17 protein-coding genes are annotated in these 18,470 nt (G+C 46.2%); 10 read left to right on the forward strand and 7 right to left on the reverse strand.

Translation table 11 applies throughout. The features are described 5' to 3' along the window. Positions 1-8 precede the first annotated feature (8 nt). From OCV11_RS07820 to OCV11_RS07830, 3 genes are all read left to right on the forward strand, one after another. Positions 9-1,898: a propionyl-CoA synthetase gene (locus OCV11_RS07820; protein WP_261896090.1), complete on the forward strand. Its 1,890-nt coding sequence runs from the start codon at positions 9-11 to the stop codon at positions 1,896-1,898. A gap of 213 nt (positions 1,899-2,111) precedes the next feature. Next, positions 2,112-2,588 carry a GNAT family N-acetyltransferase gene (locus OCV11_RS07825; RefSeq protein WP_261896091.1) on the forward strand — a complete coding sequence of 159 codons (477 nt, stop codon included), beginning with the start codon at positions 2,112-2,114 and terminating at the stop codon, positions 2,586-2,588. 25 nt (positions 2,589-2,613) lie between these two features. After that, positions 2,614-4,086 (forward strand): bifunctional NUDIX hydrolase/phosphatase PAP2 family protein, encoded by a 1,473-nt coding sequence (locus OCV11_RS07830; RefSeq protein ID WP_261896093.1) that lies wholly within the window; start codon positions 2,614-2,616, stop codon positions 4,084-4,086. A 34-nt stretch (positions 4,087-4,120) separates the two neighbouring features. Here the strand turns inward: OCV11_RS07830 and OCV11_RS07835 are convergent, their stop codons facing one another. Then, positions 4,121-5,638 (reverse strand): EAL domain-containing protein, encoded by a 1,518-nt coding sequence (locus OCV11_RS07835; protein WP_315972747.1) that lies wholly within the window; start codon positions 5,636-5,638, stop codon positions 4,121-4,123. Between the two features lie 349 nt (positions 5,639-5,987). On the opposite strand from OCV11_RS07835, the gene hppD reads away from it, so the two are divergent. The 6 genes from hppD to OCV11_RS07865 all read left to right on the forward strand — a co-directional run bounded on the left by hppD (position 5,988) and on the right by OCV11_RS07865 (position 12,373). Next, positions 5,988-7,061 carry a 4-hydroxyphenylpyruvate dioxygenase gene (hppD, locus tag OCV11_RS07840; RefSeq protein WP_261896096.1) on the forward strand — a complete coding sequence of 358 codons (1,074 nt, stop codon included), beginning with the start codon at positions 5,988-5,990 and terminating at the stop codon, positions 7,059-7,061. Then, positions 7,054-8,181, forward strand: a complete 1,128-nt coding sequence (locus tag OCV11_RS07845; protein ID WP_261896097.1) for a homogentisate 1,2-dioxygenase — start codon at positions 7,054-7,056, stop codon at positions 8,179-8,181. The genes hppD and OCV11_RS07845 overlap by 8 nt, the downstream gene beginning before the upstream one ends. Positions 8,182-8,195: 14 nt before the next feature. Beyond that, entirely contained in the window at positions 8,196-9,209 is a 1,014-nt protein-coding gene (locus OCV11_RS07850) for a fumarylacetoacetate hydrolase family protein (RefSeq protein WP_261896098.1), read from the forward strand. A 1-nt stretch (position 9,210) separates the two neighbouring features. Next, complete coding sequence (maiA, locus tag OCV11_RS07855; RefSeq protein WP_261896099.1) at positions 9,211-9,849, forward strand: maleylacetoacetate isomerase; 639 nt, start codon at positions 9,211-9,213, stop codon at positions 9,847-9,849. A gap of 115 nt (positions 9,850-9,964) precedes the next feature. Beyond that, a complete protein-coding gene (locus tag OCV11_RS07860) occupies positions 9,965-10,522 on the forward strand; it encodes a DedA family protein (RefSeq protein ID WP_261896100.1) in 558 nt (185 codons plus the stop codon). A gap of 312 nt (positions 10,523-10,834) precedes the next feature. Beyond that, positions 10,835-12,373 carry a methyl-accepting chemotaxis protein gene (locus OCV11_RS07865; protein WP_261896101.1) on the forward strand — a complete coding sequence of 513 codons (1,539 nt, stop codon included), beginning with the start codon at positions 10,835-10,837 and terminating at the stop codon, positions 12,371-12,373. A 19-nt stretch (positions 12,374-12,392) separates the two neighbouring features. On the opposite strand, the gene OCV11_RS07870 is transcribed toward OCV11_RS07865, so the two are convergent. Next, positions 12,393-13,277: a LysR family transcriptional regulator gene (locus OCV11_RS07870; RefSeq protein WP_261896102.1), complete on the reverse strand. Its 885-nt coding sequence runs from the start codon at positions 13,275-13,277 to the stop codon at positions 12,393-12,395. A gap of 108 nt (positions 13,278-13,385) precedes the next feature. Between OCV11_RS07870 and OCV11_RS07875 the strand changes: the two genes are divergently transcribed. Next, entirely contained in the window at positions 13,386-13,886 is a 501-nt protein-coding gene (locus OCV11_RS07875; RefSeq protein WP_261896103.1) for a phenolic acid decarboxylase, read from the forward strand. Between the two features lie 146 nt (positions 13,887-14,032). On the opposite strand, the gene OCV11_RS07880 is transcribed toward OCV11_RS07875, so the two are convergent. The 5 genes from OCV11_RS07880 to OCV11_RS07900 form a co-directional block, all read right to left on the reverse strand. After that, the gene (locus OCV11_RS07880) at positions 14,033-14,743 is read right to left on the reverse strand and encodes a glycerophosphoryl diester phosphodiesterase (RefSeq protein WP_261896104.1); all 711 of its coding nucleotides are present in this window, start codon (positions 14,741-14,743) and stop codon (positions 14,033-14,035) included. A 3-nt stretch (positions 14,744-14,746) separates the two neighbouring features. Continuing rightward, positions 14,747-15,532 carry a DeoR/GlpR family DNA-binding transcription regulator gene (locus OCV11_RS07885; RefSeq protein WP_261896105.1) on the reverse strand — a complete coding sequence of 262 codons (786 nt, stop codon included), beginning with the start codon at positions 15,530-15,532 and terminating at the stop codon, positions 14,747-14,749. A gap of 61 nt (positions 15,533-15,593) precedes the next feature. Beyond that, a complete protein-coding gene (gene ugpC / locus OCV11_RS07890; protein WP_261896250.1) occupies positions 15,594-16,670 on the reverse strand; it encodes a sn-glycerol-3-phosphate ABC transporter ATP-binding protein UgpC in 1,077 nt (358 codons plus the stop codon). A 46-nt stretch (positions 16,671-16,716) separates the two neighbouring features. Beyond that, complete coding sequence (gene ugpE / locus OCV11_RS07895; protein ID WP_261896106.1) at positions 16,717-17,559, reverse strand: sn-glycerol-3-phosphate ABC transporter permease UgpE; 843 nt, start codon at positions 17,557-17,559, stop codon at positions 16,717-16,719. Positions 17,560-17,567: 8 nt separating this feature from the next. Further along, the gene (locus OCV11_RS07900) at positions 17,568-18,449 is read right to left on the reverse strand and encodes an ABC transporter permease subunit (protein ID WP_261896107.1); all 882 of its coding nucleotides are present in this window, start codon (positions 18,447-18,449) and stop codon (positions 17,568-17,570) included. Positions 18,450-18,470: the final 21 nt, after the last annotated feature.

Here is an 18,470-nt window from a genome sequence, read left to right on the forward strand (position 1 = left end):
AGACGAGTATGTTCAGCTATGAGCGAGAGTTTATTCGCGCGCAGACAGATTCAGACGGTTTTTGGTTGGATCAAGCCAAGCAATTGGATTGGTTTCACGCTCCGACTGTCGCCATGCAACCTGACCGTTTGGGGATTGAGCGCTGGTTTAGTGATGGCGTGATGAACACCTGTTGGCTAGCGCTTGATTATCATTGTGAGCAGGGCCGTGGTGAGCGTACTGCGCTGATTTACGATTCACCACTGACTGCCACCAAACAGCGCTTTACCTACCTACAATTGCGTGACCAGGTGGCTCTGGTGGCGGGAATGTTGGCCAGTCTTGGCGTTAAAAAAGGCGATCGCGTGGTCATCTATATGCCGATGGTGCCCGAAGCGGTGATGGCGATGCTCGCATGTGCGCGTCTTGGCGCAATTCATTCAGTGGTGTTTGGTGGTTTTGCTCCCAATGAGCTCGCTATTCGGATTGAAGATGCCAAACCGAAAGTGGTGCTCACGGCCTCTTGCGGTTTAGAAGTCAATAAAGTGATTGGTTACAAGCCGTTGGTGGATCGCGCCATTTTGGAAAGTCGCTATAAGCCAGCCAAAGTAGTGGTCCTGCAGCGTAAAGAAAAACCATGTGATATCCATCCTCAGCGCGATATCGACTGGCACCAAGCCATCGCCAAAGCTCTGCCACACGCTTGTGTGCCGGTGCTCGCAACCGATCCGCTCTATATCCTTTACACATCTGGCACCACCGGCAAACCCAAAGGGGTAGTGCGTGACAATGGTGGACATGCGGTGGCACTCAAATATTCCATGACGGCGGTGTACAACCAACCGCAAGATGGAGTGTTTTGGGCGGCATCGGATGTGGGCTGGGTGGTTGGGCATTCCTACATTGTTTATGGGCCGTTAATTCATGGTTGTACGACGTTGCTCTATGAAGGTAAGCCAGTGAAAACGCCTGATCCTGGCGCTTTTTGGCGCGTATGCGCCGAACACCAAGTGACCATCCTCTTTTCTGCTCCAACAGCGTTTCGCGCGATCAAAAAAGAAGATCCGCAGGGCCATTACATCCAACCTTATGATTTGAGTGCGCTTAATAGCATCTTTATGGCTGGCGAGAGACTCGATCCAGCCACTTATGAGTGGGTCAGTAGTATGACCAATAAACGCGTGGTGGATCATTGGTGGCAAACCGAAACCGGTTGGGCCATTGCATCGAACCCATTGGGTATTGAAGAGCTGCCGGTGAAGCCCGGTTCTGCGACTCAGCCGATGCCGGGATTTAATGTCGAGATTTTAAATGAGCAGGGCGTGGCGGTGACAAGCCATGTGCAAGGGTATGTGGCGTTAAAACGGCCACTCCCACCGGGCTGCTTGCCCACCATCTGGGGCAATCATGAACGATTTGAAGCGGGTTATTTGCAGCAGTTTCCCGGTTATTACGTCTCTGGTGATGGCGGCTATCGTGATGAACAGGGTTACCTCTTCATCATGGGACGCATGGACGATGTCATTAACGTGGCGGGCCATCGCTTATCAACCGGAGAAATGGAAGCGATTTTAGGTGAGCACAATGCCGTAGCGGAATGTGCCGTTGTGGGCGTTCATGATGAACTCAAAGGGCAACTGCCGCTTGGTTTAGTGGTGCTCAAAGATAGCATGGCGTTAGATGATGCTCAGCTCGAACAAGAATTGATTAGCCGAGTTCGTGACACGATTGGTCCATTGGCGTGCTTTAAGCGAGCGATCGTCGTTAAACGTTTACCGAAAACGCGCTCAGGGAAAATTTTACGGCGCTCGATCCGACAAATAGCCGATGGGGAAGAGTATGCTATTCCATCGACCATTGATGATCCTACCAGTCTTGATGAGCTCGCTATGCAGTTGACTCACACACAATCGAAATAGCTCAATCTCGCTGACCGATGTGACAGTGTTACTTAAGTGACATTGTCACATGGAACAGTTTATGCACACTGTTCAATATTTTATTCAACCACACCCCTATCAAAGGCCAAACTTGGCAGGCAGCGCATATAAATACCCAATAATATGATGTTTTTTTACTGAGTTATCTTATAAAATCCTTCTCAATAATAGGTATTGAGCGCCACAGTCATTATGTCGCAAATCGATTTTAAAAGTGCTCGAGCGCAGCATCTAGAACAGCTCAATGAGCTGATGTTTGCCCTCCATGATGAGCATCACCAAGCATGCCCTGATCATTTTAAAACCGCTGAAGAGATTGAACAGGAAAAAAGCATCGCCCGCTATCTAGACGATCCTGAGTGTTTAGTTTATGTCGCCTTAGCCGATGAGACCGTCATTGGTTTTGCAACCGGACATTTTTGTGAGCTCGTTTCCACTGTCAGCAAACCTGTGCTGATGGGGAGTATTGATGAGTTATATGTGGTGCCGAAATACCGAAGTAAAGGGGTCGCTAGTCGACTGTGTGCTCGTTTAGAACAGACCATGCGAGAATATGGAGTCACACAGTTGTTTGTTGAAGTATGGGATTTTAATACTGGCGCACAAGATTTTTATCAGGATATGGGCTTTGGGCACCATATCCATTGGTTGAGAAAGTCAATTAAATAGATTGACTTACAGTAGGTAACTTAACGTGTTTCAGCGTTTGTTCTATGTGGTTTTTGCTGTGATGCTCTTTGGTAGCGTTACGGTTGTGCAAGCTGGTGAAGTTGCTCCTTCTAGCGAGGCACGTTCTGGCGCGTTGTGTTTAATTCGCGCCGACGATCAATTAGTGGTCACACGAGAAATCATCACTAAAAAACTCTCCTTACCCGGCGGTGTCATTGAATCTGGTGAAACGGCGCGAACAGCAGCGCAGCGGGAAACATGGGAAGAGACGGGGATTGTTGTCGAAGTAGGCAATATTCTCGGTTTTACCGAAACCGCAGTGGTGTTTGATTGTGTCGGTCAGTCAGACCTTTTAGTTTACGCTCCAGATAACCGCATTGGCGGGCATACCCTGCCTATTTGGGTTGCGCCGCATTATGGAGTGGAAACATCTGGGGCAATGCTGATTAATCCGTTGCGTGTTGCAAGCGATCAATATCGCTTTCCCAAACAATGGTCCCAAATCAAATCGTTCTTTCATCACGCCAGTACTCAGCAGATACGCAGCGTCACCGATTTAATGCAGATTGCGCCGTGGACCAATCGTGTTGAGTTGCATTGGATGGCAACGGTACAGACATGGGTTACGGCAATGCCCGATTGGCTGGGCAAACTCATCAGCGGTGTACTGTTGATGGGCAATATGTTTGCTAGCCCGCTTGTGGCGATGATCGTGTTCCCATTGCTGTTTGTTTTTCTCGGTCGAAAAATAACGCTTAAGCTATTCTTTAGTATGGCATTTACCTCCATTTTGTGTCTGATATTGCAGCAAGCATTAGCCAGTCCAAGGCCGTATGTCTATCTGCCGACCATTCAGAAAATCATGGATTATGGCTATAGCTTACCCTGTATTATTACCGCGATTTTGACTTGTGCGGGGTTCTTGCTGTGGCAGGAGCGCGAAACCATTGAATGGCCTCATTGGTTAAGTGTGTTGCTTGGCGTGATTTTTTGGCAGGTACTGGCTCAGTTCTTTGCAGGTAATGCGTTTTTGACTGATATGTGGCTTGGTGGCATTCTCGGTATGATCGTCGCGTGGAATATCTACCAACTTGAACAGCGTTCAGAGTTTGATTTGAACCGGTTATTGAATGGCTATCCGCTATGGACGGGTTTGTTTGGTGTGACACTGTTACTCACTTTCATTTGGCCAACACCAGGATTTCGTGCGTGGTCAGCCATTCTGCTCGCTGTTGCGGTGGGTATGGTATTGGCGAAAGAGAAGGATCGCACACTCTCGCTTGGTCAAGCAGGACTATTAGCCATCACGATGGTTGCTGGTCATCAATTAATGTTGGGATTAGCTACGTTAGTGACCACGAGCAGCGTTTGGTCGTTGGTTGTATTTACCTTAGATTACCTACTGGTCGCTCTGATTTTTATGGTGGGTTATTTTGGCTTTGATAGCAGTAGATTACTCACTCGTTTCGAGCGTACGAGCAAAAAAATCGATGCGTAAGCATCGATTTTTTTATTGGCTAGAGATTATCGTCTTATGAGTCTTGCATTGAGACTTTTTGGAGATGTTCAGTGACAGAACCGATATCCATAGGGCGTGAATGCAAATAGCCTTGCTGATATCCCACATCCAATTTTTGTAAATAATCCGACTGTTGCTGAGTTTCCACGCCTTCAGCGATCATTGCTACGTCGAGGCGGTGACCTAAATCGATGATGGAGTTCAGCACTGGCGTACTGCCAGAGTCGATACCTATGGTATCAATGAAGCATTTGTCGATTTTCAAATAATCAAACTCGATGTTTTGCAGTACAGAAAGCGCCGTACGACCAATCCCAAAATCATCAATGGCGACATGGATCTTAGCTTGGCGCAGCTCAGACAGGACTTTTTGTCCTTCGTGTTCCAGTAACTGACGTTCGGTGATTTCGGCCACAAGCTGGATTCCTTTCTGGGCAAACTTATCCGCAAAACGTTTCAAGAATTGAATGTTTTCTGCTTGCTCAAGATAACTTGGCGGGACATTGATACTTAAATGGAGCGACTCTTGCTCGGGCATTCCTTTCCAATCTTCCCACGCCTGCTCTAAAACATACTCCGTTAAGCGGGTGATGATACCGCTGTGTTCAGCGACTTTGACAAAGTGCTCTGGACTGATGAACCCGTGTTTGGGATTAAACCAACGAATCAACGCTTCGAAGCCATGTAAGGCTGTGTCATCACTGGAAACTATGGGTTGATAGACCAAAAACAGTTCATGTTTACGCAGCCCACGTTTGAGCTCTTCAAGCAAATCATGGCGGTGGCGCAGCCACAGAGAGGTTAATAACACTAAGCTAGACAGTACCAGAGAGAGCAATAGGGCGCTAAAGAGGTATAGCGTTAGATTCTGCCCCACAAATCGCCAGCTTGGTGCCAGTGTTAAGGTGTAGCCATATTGTTGTGATGCGTACACGATAGAGTAATGAGAGTGCGTCATTTGAGCATTAACGGGTAGAGTTCGGTCACGAATAGTGAGCGTCACAGCATCAAGACGATCGTCAGTGTGAAAGGGCAATTTTTCCAATAAATATTCATTGCTGACAAACGTTAAAATACCGCGGTCAGGATTACCTGGTTGGGCATCTTCCACTAATAACGTAGTGATGTCAGGTCGTGATAATAAATCCACCAACAGTTCGATAGTGCGCATCTGACCATTGTGCAGCAGTCGCTTCACATCAACTGCCATAGGACCTTGTTTTGATGAGCAAAGTAATTCGCCGTTCTCTACATAAAACAGTTCACGAATAGTGGAGTCGAATAAAAACTGCTGATGAAGCTCATCACAATAAATCGGATTATTCAGTAATGACTGGTTGGTTTTGTGTATATTTCCGATGAAAGTGTCAATATTACTAACCCGTTGTTGAGCTATTGTAACTAACTGATTTTGAATACTACTTACCGCCTCGAAATAACCGAGTAATAGTAAAAAAGGGATGGGCAATAAGTAAAGCATAAGCAACCGTTTGACTATCTTGTGTCTAACGGTGATTGTTTTTATTCGCATTAGAATCCATTCGTCTCATCTGTGAAACTAATTTGTCGGATTGCAGTATAAGCGAGACATGATGCATAACCAAGCATTTGAATATGATTTTGATTACTCTTATAAGTGGTATGACCATTAGGTTAGAGCAAATGCACTATGTAATCGATTTATATAAATTTCGCCAAGTTACAACGAAAAATAATTATTAACACACTGGTTTATATGTGGATTTATAAAATAAAAAAACGAGTGTAAAGTAATTTTTCCATTTAGTATTTATTCACTCGGGAAATAAATGTAGCGCAAATGTTTCTTTTTTCTCACTTCTCTTCCAGCCTTATTAAGTGACGCGGTGAGGAGTATAAAAATGAAACTCGATGATAACCCTTTAGGCACCGATGGTTTTGAGTTTGTCGAATATACGGCAGCATCTCCCGAACAAATTAGTTCACTAAAAAAATTATTTACCCAAATGGGATTTGCTGAAATAGCCAAACATCGTTCCAAAGAAGCTTGGCTCTATCGACAGGGCGAAATTCAATTTATCGTCAATGCGCAGCCACGTAGTCAAGCGATGGAATTTGCCACTGTGCATGGTCCTTCGGTTTGCGGTATGGCATTTCGGGTGCGCGATGCCGCCACTGCTTTTGATTACGCCTGTAATCATGGTGCCAATGCTCATAAAACTGAAATCGGTCCGATGGAGCTCAATATTCCCGCCATTGAGGGGATTGGTGGTAGCGTGATTTATTTTGTCGACCGCTATGGTGAACATACTATCTATGATGTCGACTTTGTCTTTTATCCAGATTATCGTGCACGCCTTGCGCTGGTGAATACAGGGTTACTCTGTGTTGATCATCTGACACACAATGTGATGCGCGGTCATATGGATGAGTGGGCGGAATTCTATGAGCGCATCGGCAACTTTCGCGAAATACGCCACTTCGACATTGAAGGGAAGTATACGGGACTACTTAGCCGCGCTATGACTTCTCCGTGTGGCAAAATTCGTATCCCGATTAATGAATCACGTGATGATCAATCGCAAGTCGAAGAATTTATTCGTCAATACAACGGTGAGGGGATTCAACATATCGCCTTATCGACCAACAATATCTATCAATCGGTGCAGACGCTGCGTAAATTAGGCATGCGTTTTATGGTGACACCAGAAACTTACTATGACCTGATTGATAAGCGAATTAGCCAACACCAAGAAGATGTCGAGAAGCTCAAGTCACTCAATATTCTCATCGATGGTGATGCGGATAATGACGGTATCCTGTTGCAGATTTTTACCGAGACGGTGATTGGTCCGGTCTTTTTTGAAATTATTCAACGCAAAGGCAACAGTGGATTTGGTGAAGGCAATTTCCGCGCACTGTTTGAATCCATTGAAGAAGATCAGGTCCGCCGTGGGGTGATTAATAATGCCTAACCGAATCTGGTATCCTCATCAAGAAGGCATCTGCTCAAAGCAGGCTCATGCCGACTTTCCCGAGCAGACCTTCGAACGGGAGGCGGGGCGTGATGGATTTTATGGCCCAGCGACCCACTTTCATCATCGTCATGCCCCCACGGGTTGGAGTGAGTGGCAAGGAGAATTGCGTCCAAGGGCATTTGACTTGGCTAAATTGAGTCACTCTGAGCACCGTTCACCTTGGCATGCGCCACTTTTGTTACATAACGCCCAGTGCAAAATACGCTTCTGGCATTTAAATCAATCAATGAATGCGTTAGTGCGTAACGCCGATGGTGATGAGCTTTTGTTTATCCATGCTGGTAGTGGCGCACTGTTTTGCGATTATGGTCATCTGGTCTTTAGCGCTGGTGATTATGTATTAATTCCGCGTGGTACCATCTGGCGCATTGAAGTAGAGCAGCCTCTTGCCATCTTGATGATTGAAAACAGTGGCGGTCGCTTCGGGCTGCCAGAGAAAGGGTTGGTTGGCAGTCACGCGATTTTTGATCCTGCCATATTACGGGTGCCCGCCATTGATGAGGCTTTTCGCCATCAATACAGCGAACATACCACGTTAGTTTATGTCAAACGTGGTGACACGATTTCAACCATCACTTATCCGTTTAATCCTCTCGATGCGGTGGGCTGGCATGGAGATTTGAGCGTGGTGAGTTTGAACTGGCGTGACATTCGCCCACTGATGTCCCACCGTTACCATTTACCTCCCTCGGCGCATACCACCTTTGTTGCAGAGGGTTTCGTTGTCTGTACCTTTGTTCCAAGGCCGGTAGAGTCTGATGCCGGAGCATTAAAAGTGCCGTTTTACCACAGCAACGACGACTATGATGAAGTGCTTTTTTATCATCATGGTCAGTTTTTTAGTCGCGACAATATTCATCCGGGGATGGTGACCTTTCATCCAGCTGGATTTACCCACGGTCCACATCCTAAGGCGTATCACAAAGCTCAAACTGAGCCAGCTACCTTTATTGATGAAGTAGCGGTGATGATCGATACGCGAAATGCACTCAGTTTTACGCCACAAGCTAGGAAAGTTGAATTAGAAGATTATGTGTACAGTTGGCAAGTTCGCTGACTTAAGGAGCACACATGAAACTGGCAACCTTGAAAAACACGCGCCGCGACGGACAGCTCATTGTAGTGAGTCGCGATCTTGCAAGCTATGTGGCGGTCCCCGGTATTGCCCACTCATTACAAGAGGTGATGGATCATTGGGATAAAATGCGACCGGGACTCCAGGAGATTTATCAGAATTTAAATGCGGGTAAACGCCCCGATGCAGGGCGCTTCGATCCTAAAAAATGCCACTCTCCCTTACCAAGGGCCTACCATTGGGCAGATTGCTCTGCCTATGTCCATCATGTTGAGCTTGTTAGAAAAGCTCGGGGCGCACAGATGCCCCCCAGTTTCTGGACCGATCCATTAATCTACCAAGGTGGCAGTGATACTTTTCTTGCTCCGACCGACAATATTCCCTTACGTAACTCAAAGTGGGGTCTTGATTTTGAAGCTGAAATCGCGGTGATTACCGATGACGTGCCTATGGGGTGCACTGTAGAGCAGGCAGCCAAAGCGATTAAGTTGGTGATGCTGGTCAATGATGTCTCCCTGCGTGAGTTGATTCCTGGCGAGATCGCGAAAGGATTTGGTTTTTATCAATCCAAACCTTCATCTTCTTTTAGCCCAGTGGCGGTGACACCGGATGAACTCGGGCCAGCATGGGATGGTAGGCGAGTTATGTTGCCACTCATTAGCACCCTAAATGGTGCGGTGTTTGGTCAGCCTAACGCAGGTACCGATATGACCTTCGATTTTCCTCATTTAATTTGTCATGCAGCGAAAACTCGCGCTTTATGTGCGGGGACGATTCTAGGGTCGGGAACGGTTTCCAATCATCAACCGGAAGATGACAGCAGTTTGGTCGCCAATGGTGGTGTAGGGTACTCCTGCATTGCAGAAAGGCGGATGATTGAGATTTTGCAGCATGGACATGCGAATACCGAGTTTCTTCGCGCAGGCGATCGTATTCGTTTGGAAATGCTGGATACCCAAGGAAAATCGATTTTTGGCGCAATTGACCAACAGGTGGTTGAGGTAAGCTGAAATGGACAAAATTGAGCTATACAGTTATTGGCGTTCTTCTGCTGCCTATCGAGTGCGTATTGCTCTGAACTTAAAGCAGATTGACTACCAACAAAAGGCAGTCAATCTGCTCACAGGTCAAGGGCAACCGATCGAATTTCATCTGCTCAATCCAACAGGGTTAGTGCCCGTCTTTGTGCATAACGACGTGGTATTGAATCAGAGTTTGGCCATCATGCTCTATCTTGAAGAGGCGTTTCCTAAACCCGCGTTACTGCCTAGCGGCAATGATCGTTACCAAGTGATTGCCATGGCGCAGGACATCATCAGTGATATTCATCCACTTAATAACTTGCGAGTATTGCGTTATCTTGCCAATCCCATTGGCGCTACTCAGGAACAAAAAGGGGCTTGGTATCATCATTGGGTACATACGGGATTTAGTGCCTTGGAGAGCCGTTTGGTCGCCTGTGCTGGACATTACGCCTTTGGTGACGCTGTCACTATGCTCGACGTTTGTTTAGTGCCACAAGTGTATAATGCAGAGCGCTTTGATGTGGATATGACTGACTATCCGATCATCTGCCGTATTACGGAAAAGCTACGCCTACACCCCGCCTTTGTACGCGCATTGCCTGAAAATCAACCAGACGCTCAATGATTTAGCGATTATTTCTAAAAAATTGGTGTTAAATCATGACCTGAAACGCATTCAATGGCAGTATACTGCCATTGTGTCTTCAGGCGTTATTTGCCTTTTCAATCGAGTAGTAAGCATGTCTCTGCAGCAGTTAGTGGCGGAATACGGGTATCTAGCCGTCGCCATCGGGACCTTTTTTGAAGGGGAAACCATCTTAGTTTTAGGCGGCTTTGCTGCCCATCGCGGTTATCTGGATCTGTTTTGGGTGATTGTCAGTGCGTTTGCTGGCACTTTGTTTGGCGACCAGCTGTACTATTTTATTGGCCGCGCGAAAGGCAAAAGTGCTATCGACAAAAGACCGAAATGGAAAGCCAAATCCGCACGAGTATTTCACTTATTAAATAAGCACCAAATCTTGCTTATTTTGGGCTTTCGTTTCTTGTACGGTATACGCACGGTGACGCCATTTTTGATTGGCGCAAGTAATGTTCCTCCGCAGCGATTTATTGTGCTTAACGTTATCGGTGCGCTTATCTGGGCAATTGCTGTCGGTGTACTGGGCTATCTGTTTGGCAATACCGTTGAAATATTCCTGCATAATATCAAGCATTACGAGATGACCTTCTTTGCCGCGGTCTGTTTCTGTGGTGTGGTGTTATGGTCTTGGAAACGTTGGAAAAACGTCAATAAATAGCTTTGATGAATATACCCAAATAGCGTTAAAATTGCGCATGACTATATTTAATTTATAAATATCAATAGATTAAATTATGTATGCAATGCTATTTGGGTATAATGCCATAAAGTGCATAGCACAACCTTTCATGAAAGATAAATTCAGTGAATTTATTCTGCGAACAACTCTACACTCCTGTCATAAAAAGTATGATGTCCTACACAGCTTTTTCTACTCCTTAAGGTCTAGAGCTAAAATTTTGTTGTTTTCGCAGCAAAGCGCATATCTTTGATTACACTTATTTATATCCTTACAGGGTGTAAAGAGCGTATGAATAACACAAATCAACAAATCATCGATCAGGAAGTATCTTTTCCTAAAGACATGGAATTGGTATCAACGACAGACGTCCGTGGTTACATCACTTATGCCAACGAAGAGTTTTGTCGTATAGCTGGGTTTACTCTCGAAGAGTTAATGAATAAAAACCACAATATCGTTCGACATCCCTCGATGCCGAAAGAAGCGTTTCAGGATTTGTGGGATCATTTGAAGAAAGAGCAAAACTGGCGAGGCGCGGTTAAAAATCGCTGTAAAGACGGCCGTTATTATTGGGTGGACGCGTTTGTTACGCCCATCTATGAAAACGGTAAATTGGTTGGCTATCAATCGGTGCGTCGTAATCTAACGCCTGCGATACGTAAACGGGCTGAAGTCGCTTACGCCAAACTACTGAATGGTCAACGTGCCATGCCCCTGTTTGATTTCAAAGCATCGACAAAGCTCACTCTAAGTCTTATCGCGAGTATTGTGCTGATATTGGGGACCATTTTTGTTAGTCCTTATTTGTCAGTGCTACTGCCGTTTGTCTACATAGTTTTGTTCTATGGAGACATCATCACCAACTCTCGTTACAACGAGGAGCTCTCTGGGGTGTATGACAGTATTTCTCGTTATATCTACTGCGATCATCCCAAAAATAACGCTGAATTTCACATCCGTATGCAAAAAGGCAAGGTCAAGACCATTGTTGGGCGCACCTTAGACAGTGGGCGTGAACTGCTCAGTAAAGTTAAGCAGATGCAGCAGTTGTCCAAAAACAGTCAGGACAACATCGAAGTTCAGACCGAAGAGCTTGAAAAAATTTCGACGGCGGTCGAAGAGATGGTCGCTACCATTCACGAGGTTGCTCGAAACAGTGCGCAAACGTCGGATCAAGTAAGAAATGCATCACAGCTGTGCCAAATGGTGATGAAGAATATTCACTCTACTGAGACAAAAGTGGTTGATCTGGCCGATGAGGTGAACAATTCAGCAGCAGCTACCGATCTGCTCGCCGAGAAAATCGAGCAGATTGATTCTGTGATGAATGAAATTCAAGGTGTCGCTGAGCAAACCAACTTACTGGCACTTAACGCCGCTATTGAAGCAGCGCGCGCGGGTGAACAGGGACGAGGCTTTGCAGTGGTAGCCGATGAAGTTCGCGCACTGAGTCAACGTACCCACAAAGCGACCGAAGGGATTCAGTCGTCGATGAAAGAAGTGGTTTCCACACTCACCACGTTGAAGAAAACCATGCAAGCGGGAGAAAAAGCCGCACAAAGTTGTGTGGAAGATACCAGCAATACCAAAGCCAGTGTGTCGGATTTATCTGAGGCTGTGCGAATAATCGATGATGCCGCAACCCAGATTTCGACTGCAGCAGAGCAGCAAAGTGTGGTGGCTAAAGAGATTAATGAAAACTTAACCACCATTAAAGATGCCTCTGGCCGCAACTTAAACGATGCCAATAGTGTCTACGAACTGGCTAACGACGTGCAGCGTAAAGCCGACCAATTGGCCAACTTAGGGATGTCGTTTAAAGCGTAAGCTTCAGTTTTTCAAGCGCTTAAGCAAGTAAACCATCAATCAGGGCGTTCTCCAAGGCGTGTATGACACTGTCGTGGCGGGCGTCCTGATTTTTTATTAAGTAAAGCGTGGAATTGCGCTGCTGTTGCCCGTCGTCAAAAATGGGTTTTAAAACCCCATCTTGCAGATGCTTCTCTATCTCACTCACCGGAATCCAACCGTAACCAAGTTGATTCAAAATGGCATCAATCGCGGAATTAAGCGAGGTAAAAAACCAGGAATCTTGGTAGCGTTGCCCTGCATTAGCGGGTTGTTGCTGGTGGTATTTGTCCACCACTTGAATCATGGGAACGCATTTTAACTGCGCGATACGTAAATCTGCCGGCAGATTAAAAATGGGGTGGTCACGGTGCGCCACCGGAATCACGCTGACATTCAGTACCACGCGCTTTTCGAGGTTAAGGCTATCGGGAGCGCTGATGATATAAAGATCATCTTCCGACTGTTTGAGGAGCATCACCCCTTCATCTCGAACGGTCTCTTTAACGTGCACATGTGTGTTGGGGTATTGCTGGTTAAAGCGCTTCAATCCGGAAAATAACTGCGCCTTAGGGAATAGGCTATCTACCACTAAGCTAATCACCGCACGTTCCCCTTGGGTCAGTGCTTCTGCGCGCGTTTCTAGATCTCGCCACTGATCCAAAATAAACACCGCTTGTTCGAGCAGGACACGACCTTGTTCGGTTAGAACCAGTTTACGCCCTTGTAGATTGAGGATCTCTACACCAAGGCGTTGTTGTAACTGGGTTAACTGATAGCTGATGGCGGGTTGGCTTTTAAATGTTTGCTCGGCTGCTTTGGCAATGCTGCCTTGCTCGACAACTGCTCTTAGCACCTGCCATTGTTCAAGGGTTGTTTTTAACATATTAAACTTTTGGATGTGATTAATCAGATATTGTGAATTTTATATCGAATAATTTGATGTATAGTGACTTCCAACACAAAAACGAAACGAAATAATGAGGGATTTAATATGTTCGATGTAAATGATCTAAGCGGTATCGTTGGTAAACACCTAGTTTATACCTATGACAATGGTTGGAACTATGAATTCTATTTCAAAAACGAAAACACCGCTGACTACCGTATTCACAGCGGCATCGTAGGCAACCGTTGGGTAAAAGACCAACACGTTTACCTCGTTCGCGTAGCAAAAGACGTATACAAAGTGTCATGGACAGAACCTACTGGTACTGACGTAAGTTTGATTGCCAACCTTGCCGATAAAGTGTTCCACGGTACTATCTTCTTCCCACGTTGGGTTATCAACGATCCTAAGAAAACCGTATGTTTCCAAAACGAACACATCGCTCAAATGGAAGCTTACCGCGCAGAAGGTCCAGCATACCCAACTGAAGTGATTGATGAATTTGCAACGATCACATTTGTACGTGATGCAGGCAAAAATAACGAAGAAGTGATCAATTGCCCTGCAAGCGAATTGCCAGCAAACTTCCCAGAAAATCTAAAATAAACATGACATTCTGTTCCTACGCTAACACTGCCTGTCGACGTTAGATTGAAAAATGTTTAATTAAAGAACGTTAGATAAAAACGTGACATAAAAAACGCCAGAGATTTTGATCTCTGGCGTTTTTGTGTCAGTAAGCGCAACCAACCTTATTTAAAAAAGCGGGCAGGATCGTCACTGAAAATACCATCCACTTGATTCAACAGAGAGAATTTCTCTGGTTTATTAACGGTGTAGCACCACACTTGGTAGCCATCGCGATGTAAGTCTGCAATATGGCGTTGGGTTAGCCACTTGTAATTGACGTTACAACTGAACGCGCGGACCTCCTTTAACACACGTCGATCATTTTGAGTTAGGCGTTCGGTCAATACACCTAACTTATAACCGGGGCAGTGTGTGTAGAGTTGGCGAATAATGTCATGACTAAAACTCGATAGCATGATTTTGTCTTTGGGTAACAGACATTGGTCGAGCTGTTCTTTAAGTTGAGAAGCAACCGCTGCGACATCATGACGATCGACTTTTACCTCGATATTAAGACCCAATGAATGCTCTGTGGCTAAAGAGAGTAACTCTGCGAGCGTCATAATCGGTTCATTGGCAAACTTGGGGTCAAACCAAGTGCCAAAATCCCGCTGACGTAACTCTTCTAATGTCATTTCATCAATACGCCCTTGGCCGTCACTGCAACGGTCAATGGTGTGGTCGTGACAAACGACCAAAATATTATCTTTCGTTGGCTGAACATCCACTTCAACCCAGTTCAGGCCTAAATCAATTGCTGCCTGAACACTAACACGGGTATTTTCCGGGAAATGGGCAGCCACTCCCCGGTGACCAACAATAACAAGTGACATGGTTTATTCCTTTTGTTCGTGAGATCGGTCATCCGCGCTGACAATCTCCACACCCTTCGCTTGGCAGAGTTTTTTCAAAGCAACGGTGGGTTTATCAACAAACAGGCGATCGATGTCATTTAGTGTAGCGCTAACTACAGGGGCATAGCGACCGTATTTTGTATGATCTGCGACAAGCCAACATTGTTCACTTTGGCTAATGATCGCGCGGTTTAATGCTGCCTCTTCAGGAGTAAAGTCAAGTAGCTCTCCTTTGGCATTTAAACCGCCCACCCCAAACACGCCAATCTTAATATTAAATTGACGATAAAAATCCGTCGTGATTTCACCCACGGTATCTTGATCTGAGTGGCGCACGGCACCACCAGCGAGGTGCAACGAGATATTGGGATTGTGACTGAGCACCAATGCCGCGTTAAGGTTGTTGGTGATAACGGTGAGTCCCGAATGATCCAACAACGCTTGTGCGACATATTTTGGTGTTGTGCCGATACCCAAAAAAATACTGGTTTGTTCGGGGAGATGATTGACCAATAATTGGGCTATCTGCTGTTTTTGCGCACTGTTTTGCAGTTCACGATTGGAAAATGACAAGTTATCGTTGGGAGTGGGTAAACAGACACCGCCATGTACGCGTTTAAGCAAGCCTAGGTCATTGAGTTCGTTCATGTCCTTGCGGATCGTTTGCACCGAGACATCTAAATGTTGTGCCAAATGGCCGCTGGTGAGAACCCCCTGTGATTGCTGTAATTCTTGTAAGATCTGCTTTTGTCTCGTCGAAAGGCTCACTCTGATTCCTTATTACTACACGAACGGTTCTAACTTGAAACGGATTATGACTGATAGTGGATCATGATAACTGACACTGGCTATGAATCCGTTTGCCTTGCTCGTCAAAGAGATGCAACTGTGCCAGTGGAATCCAAAGGTCAATCTCCTCGCCAATCGGAAGCGTCATTTCTGCTGTCAACGCTACAAATGGCTGCTGTTGCTGCCCATCAACAATGACGCCATGGACTAACTGATTTGGTCCTAATGGTTCAATGACGCTTACTTTAAAACGCAGTTTAAGCGCAGGTTCATCACAGTGTAGCAGGGCTTGTTCAGGGCGAATGCCTAAGGTGATGTTAGGTGAGGTAATCGGGGTTGAAAGTGCTAAGGTTTGTCCCACCACACGCAGCGCGTTGTGTGAAGCTTCGGCGCTAATGAAATTCATCGCGGGGCTACCAATGAAACTGGCGACGAAAGTGGAAGCCGGTTGGTGATAGACCTCTTGGGGCGTACCAATTTGTTCAATACTGCCTTCTTTGAGCACCACAATGCGGTCGGCAAGGGTCATCGCTTCGACTTGGTCGTGGGTGACGTAAACGCTGGTCACATTCAGTTGTCGCTGCAGTTTTTTGATCTCTAAACGCATATGGGAGCGCAGTGCTGCATCAAGGTTTGATAAAGGTTCATCAAACAAAAACAGCTGTGGGTCGCGTACAATTGCTCGGCCCATTGCTACGCGTTGGCGTTGACCGCCAGAAAGTTTTGCTGGCTTACGATCGAGATACGCTTCAATTTTTAGCGTGGCAGCGACAGAGTGAATTTTCTGCTCAATCGTCTCGCGATCAACACCGCGATTTTTCAGACCATAAGCCAAATTTTGGTACACCGTCATGTGTGGATAAAGGGCGTAGTTTTGAAACACCATCGCAATATCGCGCTCGGCAGGTTTCACTTGGTCGACGCGACGTCCATTAAGATAAATCGCACCAGAGTTGATGGTTTCAAGCCCGGCAATCGAACGCAGCAGCGACGATTTACCACATCCCGATGGACCGACTAACACGATGAACTCACCATGTTGGATATCAAGGTTGATGCCTCGCACTGCGCGATGACCATTTTCGTAAGTTTTCACAATATCCTGCAACTTGAGCATGACATTAACCAATGAATCCGAAGTGACGTTTGACTCAAGCACGCTATTATTTTTCACTTTCGACTAATCCTTTTACAAAATAACGTTGGAAAATTGCCACGATAAGTACGGGCGGTAACATGGCGAAGATGATCATGGCAAAGGCATAATCGTAACGGGGCATCTTGGCTTCGCTGATGTTATTGAGCATCTGTTTAATGCCCATAATGATGGTGTAGTAATGTTCGTCAGTGGTGATCATCATCGGCCAAAGGTATTGGTTCCAACCCACGACAAACATGATGATAAAAATGGCCGCCATCATGGTTCGTGATAGGGGTAAAACCATGTCGATGAAAAAGCGAATTGGGCCAGCATTATCTAACTGAGCGGCTTCATAGAGCTCATCAGGTAGGGTCTGATAGAACTGACGAAAGAAAAACGTCGCCGTCGCCGAAGCTATTAAGGGCAAGATTAACCCTGAGTAGTGGTTAAGCATGCCTAATTGGGTGACCACCTCATAGGAAGGGATGATGCGCACTTCCAGTGGCAGTAACAAGGTGACAAAAATCAGCCAGAACCAAGCCGTGGCGTACGGTAAACGAAAGTAGACCAGTGCGTAGGCCGCGATCATCGAAATAATGATTTTACCGATAGCAAAACCCAGGCCCATGATCAGTGAATTGATGATCATGGTTTGCGCCGTGACATCGCCAGCAAAGCCTAACCCTTGTGACCACGCCTCTTTATAAGCTTCAAGCCCTTGTTTACCGATGTCCCATTGCAGTCCATTACTGATAATCGAGTTAGGCTCGTGAGTGGAACTGGCAAAAATGAGCCACACGGGCGCGAGCATAAATAGCACGCCCAAAATCAAGATAAGATGGTCAACCCATTGAATCCGTTTCATGTTTTCTCCTAATAGTGGATGCGTTTTTCTACCACGCGAAACTGTATGGCAGTCAGTAGCAGCACTAAGATCAGTAGCACCACCGATTGCGCGGCACTGCCACCTAAATCCGCACCGATAAAGCCATCTTGATAGACCTTATAAACTAACGAGGTGGTACTTCCGCCTGGGCCACCGCCCGTCATGGTGTCGATAACCCCAAAGGTATCGAAGAAGGCGTAGGTGAGATTGATCACCAGCAGGAAAAAGCCAGTTGGGGCGAGCAGGGGAAAGGTGATGGTCCAAAAGCGGCGCAGATCGCTGGCACAATCCAACATCGACGCTTCACGCACCGCCAGTGAAATGGATTGAAGCCCAGCTAGGAAGTAGACAAAGTTAACCGGAACTTGCTTCCACACGGAAACCAACACCAGCGCAAATAGAGCATCGTTCGGTTTGGTCTGCGCGGAAAAATCCCAGCCGATTGACTGAAGGGCTTGGGTTAAAATGCCAATGCTGGGATCGAACATAAATCCTCCGATAAGCCCAGCTACCGCGGGGGCAACGGCGTACACCCAAGTAAGAGTGGTGCGATATACACTTTGCCCGTGGAGAATTTGGTTGGCCTTGACCGCCAATAGCAACGCAATGGCTAATGAGAAAAACGCCACTAATGCAGCAAAAAGTAGCGTAAAACCAAGCGATTGCAGGTAATCAGGAGAAGAAAACAGGATCAGATAGTTTTCTAATCCGACAAAGTTAGAGGTGAGCCCCCAAGGGTCTTCCAAATGGAAAGACATCACCAGCGCTTCACCTGCTGGGTAGAGGAAAAAAACAGCGATGATGGCGATTTGCGGAAACAGCAGCGCATAAGGAAGTAGGCTGTGTTGAAATTGTTGTCGACGTTGCACAGTGTTGTAGACCTAATGATG

The sequence above is a fragment of the Vibrio porteresiae DSM 19223 genome (assembly GCF_024347055.1).
In the GTDB taxonomy this organism is placed as follows: Bacteria; Pseudomonadota; Gammaproteobacteria; order Enterobacterales; family Vibrionaceae; genus Vibrio; species Vibrio porteresiae.

Excerpts from the sequence above, each read along its gene's own strand:
- OCV11_RS07875 (WP_261896103.1), top strand. The coding sequence starts at position 13,386 with ATGTTCGATGTAAATGATCTAAGCGGTATCGTTGGTAAACACCTAGTT.
- hppD (WP_261896096.1), top strand. The coding sequence starts at position 5,988 with ATGAAACTCGATGATAACCCTTTAGGCACCGATGGTTTTGAGTTTGTC.
- OCV11_RS07850 (WP_261896098.1), top strand. The coding sequence starts at position 8,196 with ATGAAACTGGCAACCTTGAAAAACACGCGCCGCGACGGACAGCTCATT.
- OCV11_RS07825 (WP_261896091.1), top strand. The coding sequence starts at position 2,112 with ATGTCGCAAATCGATTTTAAAAGTGCTCGAGCGCAGCATCTAGAACAG.
- OCV11_RS07865 (WP_261896101.1), top strand. The coding sequence starts at position 10,835 with ATGAATAACACAAATCAACAAATCATCGATCAGGAAGTATCTTTTCCT.
- ugpE (WP_261896106.1), bottom strand. The coding sequence starts at position 17,559 with ATGAAACGGATTCAATGGGTTGACCATCTTATCTTGATTTTGGGCGTG.
- OCV11_RS07845 (WP_261896097.1), top strand. The coding sequence starts at position 7,054 with ATGCCTAACCGAATCTGGTATCCTCATCAAGAAGGCATCTGCTCAAAG.
- maiA (WP_261896099.1), top strand. The coding sequence starts at position 9,211 with ATGGACAAAATTGAGCTATACAGTTATTGGCGTTCTTCTGCTGCCTAT.
- OCV11_RS07835 (WP_315972747.1), bottom strand. The coding sequence starts at position 5,638 with ATGCGAATAAAAACAATCACCGTTAGACACAAGATAGTCAAACGGTTG.
- OCV11_RS07870 (WP_261896102.1), bottom strand. The coding sequence starts at position 13,277 with ATGTTAAAAACAACCCTTGAACAATGGCAGGTGCTAAGAGCAGTTGTC.
- OCV11_RS07880 (WP_261896104.1), bottom strand. The coding sequence starts at position 14,743 with ATGTCACTTGTTATTGTTGGTCACCGGGGAGTGGCTGCCCATTTCCCG.
- OCV11_RS07820 (WP_261896090.1), top strand. The coding sequence starts at position 9 with ATGTTCAGCTATGAGCGAGAGTTTATTCGCGCGCAGACAGATTCAGAC.
- ugpC (WP_261896250.1), bottom strand. The coding sequence starts at position 16,670 with ATGCTCAAGTTGCAGGATATTGTGAAAACTTACGAAAATGGTCATCGC.
- OCV11_RS07860 (WP_261896100.1), top strand. The coding sequence starts at position 9,965 with ATGTCTCTGCAGCAGTTAGTGGCGGAATACGGGTATCTAGCCGTCGCC.